This window comes from Gemmatimonadota bacterium (assembly GCA_016714015.1).
GTDB lineage: Bacteria > Gemmatimonadota > Gemmatimonadetes > Gemmatimonadales > Gemmatimonadaceae > Pseudogemmatithrix.
This window is the reverse complement of record JADJNZ010000006.1, coordinates 190987-205070: the sequence shown is the minus strand read 5'-3', so window position 1 is coordinate 205070 and position 14084 is coordinate 190987. Positions and strand designations below refer to the sequence as shown.

12 protein-coding genes are annotated in these 14084 nt (G+C 71.9%); all 12 read left to right on the top strand.

Going from position 1 to position 14084, the window contains the following annotated elements; genetic code table 11:
- Window position 1 precedes the first annotated feature (1 nt).
- The 12 genes from IPJ78_13200 (at window position 2) to IPJ78_13145 (ending at window position 14036) form a co-directional block, all read left to right on the top strand.
- Window positions 2-682, top strand: coding sequence for a response regulator transcription factor (locus IPJ78_13200; protein ID MBK7907500.1), 681 nt, complete (start codon window positions 2-4; stop codon window positions 680-682).
- Entirely contained in the window at window positions 679-2025 is a 1347-nt protein-coding gene (locus IPJ78_13195; GenBank protein ID MBK7907499.1) for a HAMP domain-containing protein, read from the top strand. Before IPJ78_13200 ends, IPJ78_13195 begins: the two co-directional genes overlap by 4 nt.
- Window positions 2026-2118: 93 nt before the next feature.
- Window positions 2119-3330 (top strand): TolC family protein, encoded by a 1212-nt coding sequence (locus tag IPJ78_13190; GenBank protein MBK7907498.1) that lies wholly within the window; start codon window positions 2119-2121, stop codon window positions 3328-3330.
- Entirely contained in the window at window positions 3327-4553 is a 1227-nt protein-coding gene (locus IPJ78_13185) for an efflux RND transporter periplasmic adaptor subunit (GenBank protein MBK7907497.1), read from the top strand. Before IPJ78_13190 ends, IPJ78_13185 begins: the two co-directional genes overlap by 4 nt.
- Complete coding sequence (locus IPJ78_13180; GenBank protein ID MBK7907496.1) at window positions 4550-7660, top strand: efflux RND transporter permease subunit; 3111 nt, start codon at window positions 4550-4552, stop codon at window positions 7658-7660. The genes IPJ78_13185 and IPJ78_13180 overlap by 4 nt, the downstream gene beginning before the upstream one ends.
- A gap of 47 nt (window positions 7661-7707) precedes the next feature.
- A complete protein-coding gene (locus IPJ78_13175; GenBank protein MBK7907495.1) occupies window positions 7708-8988 on the top strand; it encodes a thiol oxidoreductase in 1281 nt (426 codons plus the stop codon).
- Window positions 8988-9431: a ubiquinol-cytochrome c reductase iron-sulfur subunit gene (locus IPJ78_13170; GenBank protein ID MBK7907494.1), complete on the top strand. Its 444-nt coding sequence runs from the start codon at window positions 8988-8990 to the stop codon at window positions 9429-9431. The genes IPJ78_13175 and IPJ78_13170 overlap by 1 nt, the downstream gene beginning before the upstream one ends.
- Entirely contained in the window at window positions 9428-10606 is a 1179-nt protein-coding gene (locus tag IPJ78_13165; GenBank protein ID MBK7907493.1) for a hypothetical protein, read from the top strand. Before IPJ78_13170 ends, IPJ78_13165 begins: the two co-directional genes overlap by 4 nt.
- 80 nt (window positions 10607-10686) lie before the next feature.
- Entirely contained in the window at window positions 10687-11877 is a 1191-nt protein-coding gene (locus IPJ78_13160) for an aminotransferase class V-fold PLP-dependent enzyme (protein ID MBK7907492.1), read from the top strand.
- 82 nt (window positions 11878-11959) lie between these two features.
- On the top strand, window positions 11960-12187 hold the full coding sequence (locus tag IPJ78_13155) for a hypothetical protein (GenBank protein ID MBK7907491.1): 228 nt from the start codon (window positions 11960-11962) through the stop codon (window positions 12185-12187).
- Window positions 12184-13131, top strand: a complete 948-nt coding sequence (locus IPJ78_13150; protein ID MBK7907490.1) for a serine hydrolase — start codon at window positions 12184-12186, stop codon at window positions 13129-13131. Before IPJ78_13155 ends, IPJ78_13150 begins: the two co-directional genes overlap by 4 nt.
- On the top strand, window positions 13128-14036 hold the full coding sequence (locus IPJ78_13145) for a pseudouridine-5'-phosphate glycosidase (GenBank protein MBK7907489.1): 909 nt from the start codon (window positions 13128-13130) through the stop codon (window positions 14034-14036). Before IPJ78_13150 ends, IPJ78_13145 begins: the two co-directional genes overlap by 4 nt.
- Window positions 14037-14084 lie beyond the last annotated feature (48 nt).

Genomic DNA, 14084 nt, shown 5'->3' with positions numbered 1-14084 from the left:
AATGCGCCTGCTCCTCGTCGAGGACGACCCGCGGATGGCGGCGACCGCCGCCCAATACCTGCGCAACGCCGGCTTCGCCGTGGACGTCGCGCCGGACGGCACGACCGCGCTTCGCGAGGCCAATATCAACCCATATGATGCGGTCATGCTCGATCTCGGGCTACCCGACATCGATGGCCTCGAGGTCTGCCGGCGCCTCCGCGCCCGCCAGCAACCGCTCCGGATCCTCATGGCCACGGCGCGCGATGCGGTCGAGGACCGCATCGCCGGCCTCGACACCGGCGCCGACGACTACATCGTCAAGCCGTACGCCCTCGGCGAGCTGGTCGCCCGGCTGCGAGCCCTGCTGCGGCGGCCCGCCGAATCGCTGCCGCAGGTACTTCGCGTGGGCGACCTCGCCCTCGACACCTCCACGCGCACCGCCGCGCGGGGACCGCGCGCCATCGCGCTGACCACCAAGGAGTTCGCCGTGCTCGAGGTGCTCATGCGGCACCCCGGCGCCGTCCTCACGCGCGAGCACATCAGCGAGCACGCCTGGGACCAGAACTACGATCCGTTCAGCAACGTCATCGACGTCTACATCGGGCGGCTCCGGCGGAAGATCGACGCCACCGGCGACGCGCCCATGGTCGAGACGGTCCGCGGGGCGGGGTACCGGCTCAACGCGGTGACCGGCGCATGAGTCCCGCGGTCGGGACCGCGCGCGGCCGCTCCATCCGCCTTCGCCTCACCCTGTGGTACGCGCTGTCCATCCTCGCGATCCTCCTCGTGGGCACGGTCGTCGCGCGCACCCTCGTGCGCCGCTCGCTCGAAACGGAGTTCACGCGCTCGCTCGAGTCGTCCGTCGCGCTCGTGCAGGGGTTCTTCCGCACCGAGCTGGCCGAGTACCGGCGGATCGACGCGACGCTCGCGCACATCGCCGGCGAGCTGATCATCCCGGACCGGCACATCGAGTTCCTGCGGCCCGACGGCACCACGTTCGAGCCACCCGCCGCGCTGCGCGCGGCCACGACCACGCAGCTGCCCCCTCCGGTCCGCGAGCGACGGGTCCTCCTCAACCCGCGCCTCGCGCCCGGCTGGGAGGTTCGCGTCGAGGCCTCGCTCGCGGCCCTCGTCCGCCAGGAGCGCGCCGTCGATCGGGGTGCGCTGCTCGCGGTGCCGCTCGCCTTCGTCCTCGCGTTCGTCGTGGGATGGGTCCTCACCGGGCGGACGCTCCGCCCCGTCGCGGGGATGGCCGATGCCGCCGACCGCATCACCGCGGGTGCGGGCGGGCGTCTCCCCATCGCGGATCCGCACGACGAGCTGGGCCGTCTCGGCCTGCGCTTCAACGCCCTGCTCGACCGCCTCGACGACGCGTTCGCGCGCCAACGGCGATTCCTCGCCGACGCCGCGCACGAGTTGCGCACGCCCATCGCGCGCGCGCGCGGCGTGGGGGAACTCGCGCTCTCCGTGCCCGCCACACCAGCCGACCGCCAGGCGCTCGAGCAGACCCAGCACGAGCTTGAGACGATGTCTGCCCTCGTCGACGAACTGCTCGAGCTCGCGAGGACCGAGGCCGGGGGCGGTGCCCCGGACCATCGGACGGTCTATCTGGACGACATCGTCGCCGAGAGTGCGCGCGCCTTCGGTGCCCTGGCCTCGCGCCGCCAGATGCGCATCGAGGTGGAGGTGCCGGAGGAGGTGCCGGTGCAGGGGAACGCCGCCACGCTCGAGCGACTCCTCGGCGTCCTCGTGGAGAACGCGCTCCGCTACTCGGAGCCCGGTGGTGTCGTCCGCGTCGCGGCGCGCCGCGGGACCGATGGCGCCGAGCTCGTCGTCGCCGACGAGGGCATCGGCATCCCGCCCGAGGAGCGTGCCCGACTCTTCGAACGGTTCTTCCGCGGCACCCGCGCCCGCCGGGTGGCCCCCGACGGCAGCGGACTCGGCCTGGCCATCGCGCAGGCCATCGCCCAGCGGCACGGCGCTCGGATCGTCTTCGATCCGGACGTCGCGGTCGGTACCCGGGTCATCGTCCACTTCGGCTAGCCGGGCCGTTCATCGTGGGTTCATCCCCGGCGCCTAGTATGCCCGGCGATGACACGACACGACGCTTCCCCCACGAGCGCCCTCCGAGTCGCCGTGCTCTTCGTGAGCCTGGCCTCGATGGCGCGCGCGCAGGCGCCATCGGCGCCCCCGCGCCTCTCCCTCGCCGACGCGGTGCGAGCGGCCACCGCGACCGGACCGGCTGCCCAGGCCGCCGCAGGCCGACGGGCCGAACTGGTCGGTCGTGCGCGCACCGACGCCCAATGGGCCAATCCCACCCTCGAACTCCGGCGCGAGAACCAGGGTGCGCCGATCCCGTTCGATGACTTCGCCACGCTCACGGTGCCGATCGACGTCACGGGGCGGCGATTCGCGCTCCGCTCGGCGCTCGGCGCCTCGCGCGAACGCGCCGCGGCGGACGCGCTCGCGCTCACGCGCGCCGCGGAGTTCGCGACCGCACGCGCCTGGTGGCACTCATGGGCCGCGGAGCATCTCGCGACGGTCGCGAGGGAGCAGTCGGAGCTCACGACACGGGTGGCGCAGCTCGACTCACTGCGCGCGGCCGAAGGGGAGGTCTCCGAGGCCGCGGCGTATCGCATGCGGATCGAGGCGCAGCGGGCGCGCCTCGCGGCGGCACAGGCGGTCGCTGCGGCCGCCGCCGCCCGCGCACAGCTCGCAGCGATCATCGGACAGCCGGATCCCGCGACCGTCGCCATCGCCGAGCCGATCCTCACGTTCTCGGAGCTCCCGACGCTCGAGGCGGCGCTCGCCGCGGCCGAACGCGATCGCCCCGATCTCGCTGCCGCGCGGGCGGCCGAGCGTGCCGCAGAGCGGCGTCGTGTCGCCGAGTCGCGCGGGGCCGTTCCCGATGTCGGACTGAGCGGCGGCTACAAGGGTACCGGCGGATATGCCACCGCGCAGTTCGGCCTGGTCCTCACGCCACCGCTGCTCAACCTCAACGGCGGCAACCGCGAGCGGACCGCCGGCGAGCTGCTCACGGCGACCGCCGATCGGCGCATGACGGAGTTGCGTGTCGCCACCGAGGTGCGCGCGGCGCTCGCGTCCGCTGAGGCGCTCGATGCCGGGGCGGCAGGATTCGACGGCACCTTCGTCGCGCAGGCGGGGATCGTCGCCAACGCGGCCGAGGCGGCGTATCGCGAGGGCGCCTCCTCGCTCGTGGAACTGCTCGATGCCTTCCGCGCCGCGACCGACGCGCGCGCGGACTACGTGCGCGGCACCCTCGACCGCGCGCTCGTTCGACTTGACCTGCGGCGCGCCATCGGCGCGCCCGCCGTGGAGGTTCCGTGATCCTCGTCGCTCCCCGCCGCGCTGCGCGCGCGGCACGCCTCGTCCTCGCGCTCGTCGCGCCCGCCTCGCTCCTCGTTTCCTGCGGCGGCGACGCGGCGGCGGTCCCCGAAGCGGCGGTCGTCGCCGACACGGCCCTCCTCTCCGCCGAAGCGGTCGCGATCGGCCAGTTCGAGCTCGTCGCCGTCGCCGAGCAGGCCTGGAGCGATGCCTGGAAGGTCCCGGCGCGCGTGAGCCTCGATCCCGGGTCCACCCAGCCGCTCGGCAGCATCGTCGAGGGGCGCGTGCTGGAGGTGAAGGTCTTCCCCGGGGACCTGGTGAGGGAGGGCGACATCGTCGCGGTGATCCACTCGCATGAGGTGATGGACGCGCGCCAGAAGCTCTCGGCCGCGAAGGCGGCCGCGATCTCCGCCGATTCCGCGGCGTCGGTCGCCGACGCGGCGGCCGGCCGCGCCGAACGCTTGCTGGCCGCGCGCGCCGTGTCGCAGGCAGAGGTCGAGCGGTCCCGTGCCGCGCGCACCGCCGCCGCCGCCGGGCGCGACGCCGCGCATGCGGAGCTCGAGCGAGCGACCGCGTTCGTGGAACATCTGGTCGGGAGCGGAACGCCGGCCGGGACCGATGAACATGCCGCGCTCATCCGGGCGCCATTCGACGGGGTCGTCACCGGGCGAGAGGCGCAGCCGGGCCAGGTGGTCCTCGTGGGGCAGCCGCTCGTGACCATCGCGCGCGAGGGGATGCTCGGGGTCGTCGTGCGGCTGCCCGAGGAGGCGGTGGCGAGCATCGCGATGGGAGGCGTCGTGCACTTCGAGGTGCCGGCGTATCCCCGGCGCGTGTTCGAGGCGCGGGTGTCGCGCGTGGCCCCAGTGGTCGACTCGCTCTCGCGGGCCATCGAGGTCTGGGCCGCGATCCGCGGCGACGGGCAACGCCTGCTGCGCGCTGAGATGACCGCCGATGCCGAGCTGATGGGCGCCACGGGCGCGAAGGTGCTCGCCGTGCCGATGGGTGCGATCCAGGTGATGGAAGGGGACACCGTCGTCGTGCTCGGGTCCCGCATGGGTGAAGGGCTGCTGCTCGAGGCGCGCGCGGTCAAGGTCGGTCGCCGCACCTCGACCTTCGCCGAGATCCTCGGCGGCGTCGTGAAGGGCGATTCGGTCCTGGGGAGCGGCGCGGCGATCGGCAAGGCGGAGATCCTCAAGCGTCGCGCGGCGGCGGAGGGAGGCGAATGAACCGCCTGATCGCGTTCGCGCTGAAGCAGCGGTTCTTCGTCATCGGCGGCGCGCTCACGCTCGTGATCGGCGGTCTCTACGCGCTCACGCACCTGCCCTTCGACGCGTTCCCCGACCTCACCGGCACGCGGGTGGAGGTCATCACGCCCGCGCCGGGGATGCCGCCGGAGGACATCGAGCGGCTCGTGACGTATCCGATCGAGTCGTCGCTGATGGGGATCCCGCGCGCCGAGGGCGTGCGCTCCGTGTCGAAGCAGGGGCTCTCGATCATCACCGTCTCGTTCCCCGACGACGTCGACGTCTACTTCGCGCGCCAGCTCGTCCAGCAGCGCCTCGCCGATGCGAAGGGCGCGTTGCCGACGGGGATCGAAGCGGGGCTCGGACCGGTCTCCACGCCCATGGGTGAGCTGTACCAGTACACGGTCACGAGCGATTCGATGTCGCTCACCGACCTCAAGACGCTGCACGACTACACGATCCGCCCGCGCCTCCGCACGGTCCCCGGTGTGAGCGAGGTCAACTCGTGGGGCGGCTACACGGAACAGGTGCACGTGGTCGTCGACCCGTCCAAGATCGCGTCGCGCGGCCTCACGCTCGCGGAGGTGCACGATGCGCTCGGGGCGAACAACCGCGCGTTCGGCGGCGCCTACGTCGAGAACGCCGGCGAGCGGTTCACGCTGCGCGGGGTCGGTCGCGCCGAGTCGCTCGACGAGATCGGCCGGATGGTGGTGTCGACCCGGGGCGGTGCGCCGGTGCTCGTGCGCGACATCGCCGTCGTGGAGCAGGGCGCGCTGCCGCGGCAGGGCGCGGTGACCCAGGACGGCAAGGGCGAGGTCGTCACGGGGATGGTGCTCAAGCTCAAGGGTGCCGACTCGCGTCAGGTGATCGCCGGCGTGCGCGCGCGAATGGAGGAGGTGAAGCAGGGGATCCCGGCCCACGTGCACATCACGCCGTTCTACGACCAGACCGAACTCGTGGCGCGCACGACCTCGACGATCACGAAGAACCTGATCGAGGGCGGTCTCCTCGTCATCGCCGTGCTCTTCCTGTTCCTGCGCAACGTGCGCGCCTCGCTCATCGTCGCGTCGGTCATCCCGCTCTCGATGCTCTTCGCCTTCGCCGGGATGAAGCTCTTCGGGTATTCGGCGAACCTGATGAGCCTGGGGGCGCTCGACTTCGGCCTCATCGTCGACGCGTCGGTCGTGATGGTCGAGAACTTCGTGCGACGGCTCGAGGAGGGGGCGCACGGGGATCGGGATTCCCTGTTCCTCTCCGCCGCGGTCGAGGTCGGCCGGCCGATCCTCTTCGGCATCGCGATCATCGTCGCGGTCTACATCCCCATCTTCACGCTCGACGGGATGGAAGGCCGCATGTTCAAGCCGATGGCCTTCACCGTCGTCACCGCGGTGCTCGGCTCGCTGCTCCTCGCGCTGACCTACGTGCCGACGATGTCGCACATGCTGCTGCGGCATGCGCGCGAGAAGCCCAATCGCTTCTTCGACGCGCTGAAGGCGTCCTACGGGCGTGGCCTCGAGTGGGTCTTCCAGCGCACCCGGCTCGTGGTGGTGTCGTCCGCCGCCGCCGTCGTGGTCGCGATGGCGTCCTTCGCCTGGATCGGCACCGAGTTCATGCCCAAGCTGGACGAGGGCAACATCCTGATCACGACGCGCCGGCTGCCGAGCATCTCCCTCGGTGAGGCGACACGGCTCTCGAGCGCGGCCGAACGGATCATCAAGCGGTTCCCCGAGGTCATCACCGTCGTGACGAAGGAAGGGCGTCCCGACCTCGCGACCGAGGCGATGGGGCTCTTCGAGGGCGATACGTACGTGATCCTCAAGCCGCGCGAGGAATGGACGACCGCGAGCGACCGCGAGGGCCTCGTCGCCGCGCTCGACAGCGCGCTGCAGGACATCCCGGGGCTCGAGGTCTCGTTCACGCAGCCGCTCGCCATGCGGCTCGACGAAGCGGAGAGCGGCATCCGCACCGACCTCGGCATCAAGGTCGTCGGCCCGGACCGCGAAGTGAACGAACGTCTCGGCGAACGGATCCGCGGCATCGTCGCCGGCGTCGAGGGCGCGGCCGACGTCTCGGTGGAGATCGCCGACGGTAGCGGCCAGTATCGCGTCGACGTCGACCGCGGCGCCCTCGCGCGCTACGGCGTGAGCGTCGCCGATGTCCAGGAGGCACTCGATCTGGGCACCGGCATGACGGTCGCGACCGAACTGGTCGACGGCCCGCGCCGGATCGGGGTCGCGGTCCGGCTGCCGGCCGTGAACCGTGGCGACCTCGAGGCGCTCAAGCGCATCACGGTGCGCACGGCGAACGGCGGCCTCGTCCCGCTCGGTTCGCTCGCGCGCCTCACGCCGGTGATGGGCCCCGAGCTCATCGCCCATGAGGATGCGCAGCGGCGCACGCTCGTCATGGCCAACGTCCGCGGCCGCGACCTCGGCAGCTTCGTGCAGGAGGTCCGCGCGAACGTCGAGGCGCAGGTGGACCTGCCGGCCGGGGTCTTCCTCGAGTGGGGTGGGCAGTACGAGAACCAGCAGCGCGCGCTCGGCCGCTTCGTGCTCGTCGTCCCCGCCGCGCTGCTGCTCATCTACTTCCTGCTCTTCCTCTCGTTCGACTCCGTCTCGCAGGCCGGGCTCGTGCTGCTGAACGTCCCCTTCGCGCTGGTCGGCGGCGTGGCGGCGCTCTGGTTGCGCGGACTCAACCTCAACCTCTCCGCGAGCATCGGCTTCATCGCGCTCTTCGGGATCGCGGTGCTCAACGGGGTCGTGCTCGTCGAGCACCTCAATCATCTGCGGGATCGCGGGCTCGACCTCGAGAAGGCGGTGCGCGACGGCGCGATGGATCGGTTGCGTCCCGTCCTCATGACCGCGCTCGTCGCCAGCCTCGGCTTCGTGCCCATGGCGATCTCCTCGAGTGCCGGCGCCGAGGTGCAACGCCCGCTCGCCAGCGTCGTGATCGGCGGGCTCGTCACCTCGACGTTCCTCACGCTGTTCGTGCTGCCGCTACTGTACCGGGCGCTCACGCGATGGGAGCTGGCGCGTGCGGAGGAAGAGGCGGGCGAGGACTCCCGTGCGGCCGAGGCGGAGTGGGCGACCTGAGTCCTCAGGTGGATTGACGGTCCGCGGTACTTAGGACATACTAAATCATGTCCAATGTACCGACGAATACCCGGAGCTTGCGTCGCGCCGCGCCCCTCATCGCGCTGCTGCTCGCCACCGCCTGTGGCGAGCCGCTCTTCCCCGGCGCTCCGCGGAACGACGAGATCCTCGAAGGGCCGATCGCCGGACTGACCGGGGCACAGCAGGCCGCCTTCGCGCGCGGCGACGCCGAGTTCGCCCGCCCCTTCGCCCCGGCCGAAGGGCTCGGGCCGACCTTCATCGCGCAGTCCTGCGACGCGTGTCACGCCGGCGATGGCAAGGGGCATCCGCTCTTCGACATCACGCGTTTCGGCCGCTACGAGGGCGCCACCTTCGATCCGATGCGCGCCGACGGTGGTCCGCAGCTGCAGGGCCGCGCGATCCTCGGGCACACGCCCGAACGCCTTCCCGCGACCGCGACCGTCTCTGCGCGGTTCACGCCTCCGGCCGTGACCGGACTCGGTCTGCTTGAGGCGGTGGATGACACCACCATTCTCGCGCGCGCCGACTCGGCGGATCTCGATGGTGATGGCATCTCCGGCCGTCCCAGCTGGGTCGATGCGTCCGACCTCGTCACGCGTCTCGCGGCGGAGGCGACGGCAGGGGTCAGCGGCGGCGCTCCGCGGCACGTGGCGTGGGCCGGTCGTCATCTCGGCCGATTCGGGAGGAAGGCGCAGGCCGTCACGTTGCGGCACCAGACCGTGAATGCGTACCTCGAGGACATGGGGCTCACGACCGACGAGCACCCGGATGACCTGCTCGTACCGGCGACAGGCGGCGCCGCGAGCGACGGCGTCGCCGACCCGGAGGTCGGGAGCGGGACCGTCGCGAGCGTGACGTTCTATCTCCGCACACTGCGGCCGCCGCCGCGGCGGGGGGAGAACGCTCCGGAGGTCCTCGCGGGACGCGATCGCTTCGAGGCCATCGGCTGCGCCCGCTGCCACCTGCTCACGATGCGCACCGGCCGCTCCGACGTCGCGCCGCTCGACCGGGTGGAGTTCTCGCCGCTCACCGACCTCTTGCTGCACGACATGGGACCGGAGCTGGACGACGGCTACACCGAGGGGCGCGCGACCTCGGCGGAATGGCGCACCGCGCCGCTCTGGGGGATCGGGCTCGCCGAGCGCGCCACCGGGGGCACGCCCTTCCTGCTGCACGATGGTCGCGCGCGTACGCTGCGCGCCGCGATCGGTCTGCACGGTGGCGAAGGCGGGGCGAGTCGCGCGGCGTTCAACGCCCTCTCGGCCGCCGACCAAGAGCGGGTGCTCCGCTACCTGAGGTCGCTCTGATGCGCACGCGTCGCGAGTTCCTCCAGCAGTTGCCGGGCGCGGCCGCGGGCCTCTGCGTGCTCGGGGCGCTGCCCGCGCTCGCGGCGGGCTGCGCTTCCGTGCCGTACGTGCGGGCCGAGCAGGTCGATGGGCTGCTCCGTGTGCCGTTCACGTCGCTCGACGCCGACGGCCGCGCGCTCGTCGAGTCGGCGGGACTCGAACTCCCGCTCTTCGTGCGTCGTGTCGCCGGCGCGTCTCCCGTCGTGCTCTCGACGCGGTGCACGCATCGGGGGTGCGAGGTGGAGCCCGGCGCCGACCGGTTGATCTGTCCCTGCCACGGGAGCGAGTACGACCTGCACGGCGCGGTTCTCGAGGGACCGGCCGAGCTCCCGTTGCGCCGGCACGCGGCGCGCGAGTCCGACGACGCGATACTCATCGCCGTCGCGCCGACGGAGCGCGCATGAGGCGCGTCGCGACCGTGGCATCCCTCCTGCTCGCGCCGGCCCTCCTTGCGGCGCAGGATGATTCCTCGTCGGTGCAGGGGAGCATCTACCGGCGTCCCTTCATCGCGGAGGCCGGGCGCACCGCGGTGGGCGGGTACGTGGAGGCCAACGCGCACTTCGCGCGCGAGCAGGGCATCGGACCGGGGCTCTCGATGGAGTTGCGCCGCTTCAACCTCTTCCTCTTCTCGTCGCTCGGCCCCCGGCTCCGCTTCATCTCCGAGCTCGAGTTCGAGCACGGGACGCAGGAGATCGCGCTGGAGACGGCGCTCATCGACTATCGCGTCTCCTCCGCCCTCGTGCTCCGTGGCGGGATCCTCCTGCCGCCCATCGGCGCGTTCAACCAGAACCACGACGGTCCGCGCTGGGAGTTCGTCGCCCGGCCGCTCGTCTCCACCGAGATCATCCCGTCCACGCTGTCCGAGGTCGGGTTCGGCGTGAACGGGCGTCTCGCCCCCGCCGGCCTCACGCTCACGTATGACGCCTACCTGACCAACGGCCTCGGCGAGGGCGTCGTGCTCAATCCCACAGGCCGCACGCATCTCGCGAGCGGGAAGCGGGCCGGCCAATTCGCTGGCGATGACAACGGCGTGCCCGCCCTCTCGGGTCGGCTCGCACTGCGGGCGCCGAAGGTCGGTGAGGCAGGGATCTCCTGGTACGGCACCACGTACAACACGTTCCGCGTCGACGGCATGGCGGTCGATGCCCGGCGCGACCTCGCGATCACGGCCGTCGACCTCGCGGCCTCGCTCCCGCGCGGCATCACGCTCCGCGGCGAGGCGGCCCTCGCGCGCGTCGACCTGCCCGACGGACTCACCGACCTGCTCGGGTCGCGCCAATGGGGGATCCACCTCGATCTGGTCGCGCCGGTGTGGCGCGCGGAGCGCGGCGTGCTGCGCGGCAGCATCCTTTCGGTCACCACGCGCCTCGAGCACGTGGACCGCAACGTCGGGCGCTTCGACGCGACCGGGCAACTCATCGGCGACGATCTCGGCGCGATCGTGCTTGGTGCGAGCCTGCGGCCCGCGGCGGGGACCGTGCTGAAGGTGAACCTCCGCCGCGAATGGTCGCACGACCTCCTGCGCAACGCCGCCTCGCGGCGAGCGGCGCTGCAATTCGGCATCGCGAGCTACTTCTAGTCCTGTCGAACCTGCATCCGGGCGAGGGCGTCCATACCTTTCGGGTGTCTCACGCGCCCGGTGCGCCCAGCCCCGCTCCCATGCACGATCCGCTCCTCCGCTTCCGCGACGAGTTCCCCATCCTCTCGCGCAGCACGTACATGGTCTCCAACTCCCTCGGCGCGATGCCGCGCACGGTCCCGGGCAAGCTCGCCGAGTACGCCGAGTCGTGGGCGACGTGGGGGGTGCGCGCGTGGGCGCGGGGCTGGTGGGAGATGCCGATGACCGTCGGCGATGTCGTCGCGCCCCTCATGGGGGCTGCCCCCAGCGAGGTGGTGATGGCCCCGACCGTCACGCTCGCGCAGTCGGCGATCCTCAGCGCCCTCGACTTCACGGTGGGTCGCGACACGGTCGTGATGACCGACCTCGACTTCCCGAGCGTCCGCTACGCGTTCGAGGAACTCGTGCCCAAGCTCGGCGGCCGCGTCGTCGTCGTCCCCACCGAGGACGGCATCACGATCGACCAGGCGCGCCTGCACGGGGCGATCGACGAGCGCACCGCGCTCGTCGCCGTCTCGCATGTCGCCTTCCGCTCGGCCTTCATCCTCGACGCCGACGCGCTCTGCGCGCACGCCCATGCGATGGGCGCGCTCGTCTCGCTCGACGCGTACCACTCCGTGGGCGTGATCCCCGTCGACGTGAAGCGGAGCGGCGTCGATTTCCTCACCGGCGGCGTGCTCAAGTGGCTCTGCGGCGGCCCCGGAGGCTGCTTTCTCTACGCGTCGCCGTCGGCGAGCGAGCGTTTCGCGCCCTCCCTCACCGGCTGGCAGGCACACAAGCGTCCGTTCGCCTTCGAGTACGGGATGGACTACGCCGAGGGCATCCATCGATGGCTCGGCGGCACTCCGGTCGTGCCGGCGCTGTATGCCGGGATGGAGGGACCGCGGATCGTCGCGGAGGCGGGGATGGCGGCGATCCGGGAGAAGAGCATCCGCCAGACGGCGCGGCTCGTCGCCCTCGCCGATGCGCGCGGCTACAAGATCTCGGCTCCACGCGAGCCCGACCGGCGAGGTGGCACGGTGGCGTTCGACGTCCCGCACGGCGCTGAGGTCGCGCAGGCGCTGCTCGCGCGTGATGTGGTCATCGACTATCGCCCCGGCGCCGGGATCCGAGTCGCGCCGCACTTCTACACGACCGACGACGAGGTGGAGCGCGTGGTCGCCGAGATCGACGACATCCTTTCGACGGGTGCCTGGTCGGCCTTCGCGGGCAGCAAGCCACGGGTCACCTGAGCGCCGCGGCGAGGGTCTTACGCGCGTCCGGCTCCTGCGGTAGTTTCGCCTCGGATTCCCCACCCGCGACGAGCCGACCCCGATGCCCCAACCACCGAAGAAGCTCCGGAAGCAGTACCTCAACAACCAGTATCCGAACGCGGTGCTGAAGTTCGAGGACGGCCACGAGATCGTGATCAAGCGTGGCACGGGCAAGACCTTCGACTGCTACGCCGGCGAGAACATCAAGCTCCTCGCCGTCTACGACCCCGACGCGCGCGAGCGCGACCTGGTCGAGACGCGCAAGGCGGACGACTTCCCGGACGCGTGACGCGCTCGCGCGTGGTGCGCCCCCTGGTCGCGATCGGCCTCGCCGTCGCGCTGGGGGGCGCGTCGCTTCCGGCCCAAGGCTCGCCACCGATGCCGGCACGGCCCGCGCATCTGCCGGCTGACACCGCACAGCTCCGGCGCACGCTGGATGCGCTCGTCGGGGGCCACCGAGGGATCGTCGGCTACGCGATCCACGACCTCGAGACCGGCGCGCGCCTCGGCCATCGCGCCGACGAGCCCTTTCCGACGGCCTCGCTCATCAAGGTCCCCATCCTCGTCACGCTCTTCACCCTGGCGGAGCAGGGGATGATCGACCTCGACGACCCGCTCACGGTCCTGCGCATCGACAAGGTCGGCGGCGCGGGGCAGCTGCAGTTCCTGCACGACGGCGCGCAGATCACCGTCCGCGACGCGGCGTGGCTCATGACCACGATCAGCGACAACACCGCGACCAACCTCCTGCTCGACCGCATCGTCATCCGACGCGTCTGGGCGCGGATGGACTCGCTCGGGCTCCCGCGCACGCGCGTGCATCACAAGAGCTTCCTGCGCGCCATCGCGTCCGTCGCGCCCGATTCGAGCGCGAAGTACGGGCTCGGGGTCTCGACGCCGAACGAGATGGCCCGCCTCTTCGAGCTGCTCGCGCGCGGCCGGGCGGTGAGCGCGCGCGCCGACTCGACGATGCTCGACATCCTCGCGCACAACGAGGACGGGCACCTCTTGCAGCGCTACGTGAGCGATCTCACCGCGCCGCACAAGACCGGGGCCGACGACGGCATCCGCACCGAGTGCGCGCTCTGGACGCTGCCCGACCGCGTCGTCGCCTGCGTGATGACCAGGGAGAACGCCGACCTCCGATGGAACATCGACAACGAGGCGCAGGTGCTGATGGGTCGCATGGGCGAGGCCATCGTCCGCGCCTTCCGTCGGGACGGTGCGCGATGAGCGCGGCACTGGCCTGGGCGCCGGAGGTGCGCGCCGCGATGGACGCGGGCCGTCCCATCGTCGCGCTCGAGAGCTCGGTGCTCGCGCAGGGCCTGCCCATCCCCGCCAACCGCGAGGCTGACGCCCTCATGCGCGCCGCCGTGCGCGCCGCCGGCGCGACGCCGGCCGTCACCGCGATGGTCCGCGGCGTCCTCACGATCGGACTCGACGGCGATGACCTCGAGCGATTCCTGAGGCGTGACGGTGTCACGAAGGTCGCGGCGCGCGACCTTCCCGTGGCCGCGGCGCAGGGCCGCGACGGCGCGACTACCGTCGCCGGGTCGCTCGCCGCCTGCGCCGCGGCGGGGCTCGACGTCTTCGCGACCGGCGGCATCGGCGGCGTGCATCGCGAACCGAGCTACGACGAGTCCGCTGACCTCGCCGAGCTCGCGCGCACGAGTGTCGTCGTCGTGTGCGCGGGCGCCAAGTCGATCCTCGACCTGCCGGCCACGCTCGAGCGCCTCGACTCCTACGGTGTCACGCTGCTCGGCTATCGCACCGACGAGTTCCCGGGGTTCTTCACCGCCTCGACGGGACTGTCCGTCCCCGCGCGCGTCGATTCGGCCGCCGAGATCGCCGACATCCTCCGGCACGCGCGTCGGCTCGGCCGACCCGGCGCCGTCCTTGTCGTGCAGCCGCCGCCCGCGGATGCGGCGCTCGATCGCGAGACCGTGGATCGCGCGGTGGAGCAGGCGCTCGTCCTCGCCCGGACCGCCGGCGTGCGTGGCGGGGCCGTGACCCCCTTCCTCCTCGCCGAGGTCCTGCGGGCGACCGAGGGGCGATCGCTCCGCGCCAATCTGTCACTGCTCGAGTCCAATGCCCGCCTCGCGGGAGAGGTCGCCGTCGCGCTGTCCGCAACCCCCTGACAACTCGTTCCATAGCTGTCGTACCGGGGTACTATCACGTAGTTTCAG

Excerpts from the sequence above, each read along its gene's own strand:
- IPJ78_13200 (MBK7907500.1), top strand. The coding sequence starts at position 2 with ATGCGCCTGCTCCTCGTCGAGGACGACCCGCGGATGGCGGCGACCGCC.
- IPJ78_13195 (MBK7907499.1), top strand. The coding sequence starts at position 679 with ATGAGTCCCGCGGTCGGGACCGCGCGCGGCCGCTCCATCCGCCTTCGC.
- IPJ78_13180 (MBK7907496.1), top strand. The coding sequence starts at position 4,550 with ATGAACCGCCTGATCGCGTTCGCGCTGAAGCAGCGGTTCTTCGTCATC.
- IPJ78_13175 (MBK7907495.1), top strand. The coding sequence starts at position 7,708 with ATGTCCAATGTACCGACGAATACCCGGAGCTTGCGTCGCGCCGCGCCC.
- IPJ78_13170 (MBK7907494.1), top strand. The coding sequence starts at position 8,988 with ATGCGCACGCGTCGCGAGTTCCTCCAGCAGTTGCCGGGCGCGGCCGCG.
- IPJ78_13165 (MBK7907493.1), top strand. The coding sequence starts at position 9,428 with ATGAGGCGCGTCGCGACCGTGGCATCCCTCCTGCTCGCGCCGGCCCTC.
- IPJ78_13160 (MBK7907492.1), top strand. The coding sequence starts at position 10,687 with ATGCACGATCCGCTCCTCCGCTTCCGCGACGAGTTCCCCATCCTCTCG.
- IPJ78_13155 (MBK7907491.1), top strand. The coding sequence starts at position 11,960 with ATGCCCCAACCACCGAAGAAGCTCCGGAAGCAGTACCTCAACAACCAG.
- IPJ78_13145 (MBK7907489.1), top strand. The coding sequence starts at position 13,128 with ATGAGCGCGGCACTGGCCTGGGCGCCGGAGGTGCGCGCCGCGATGGAC.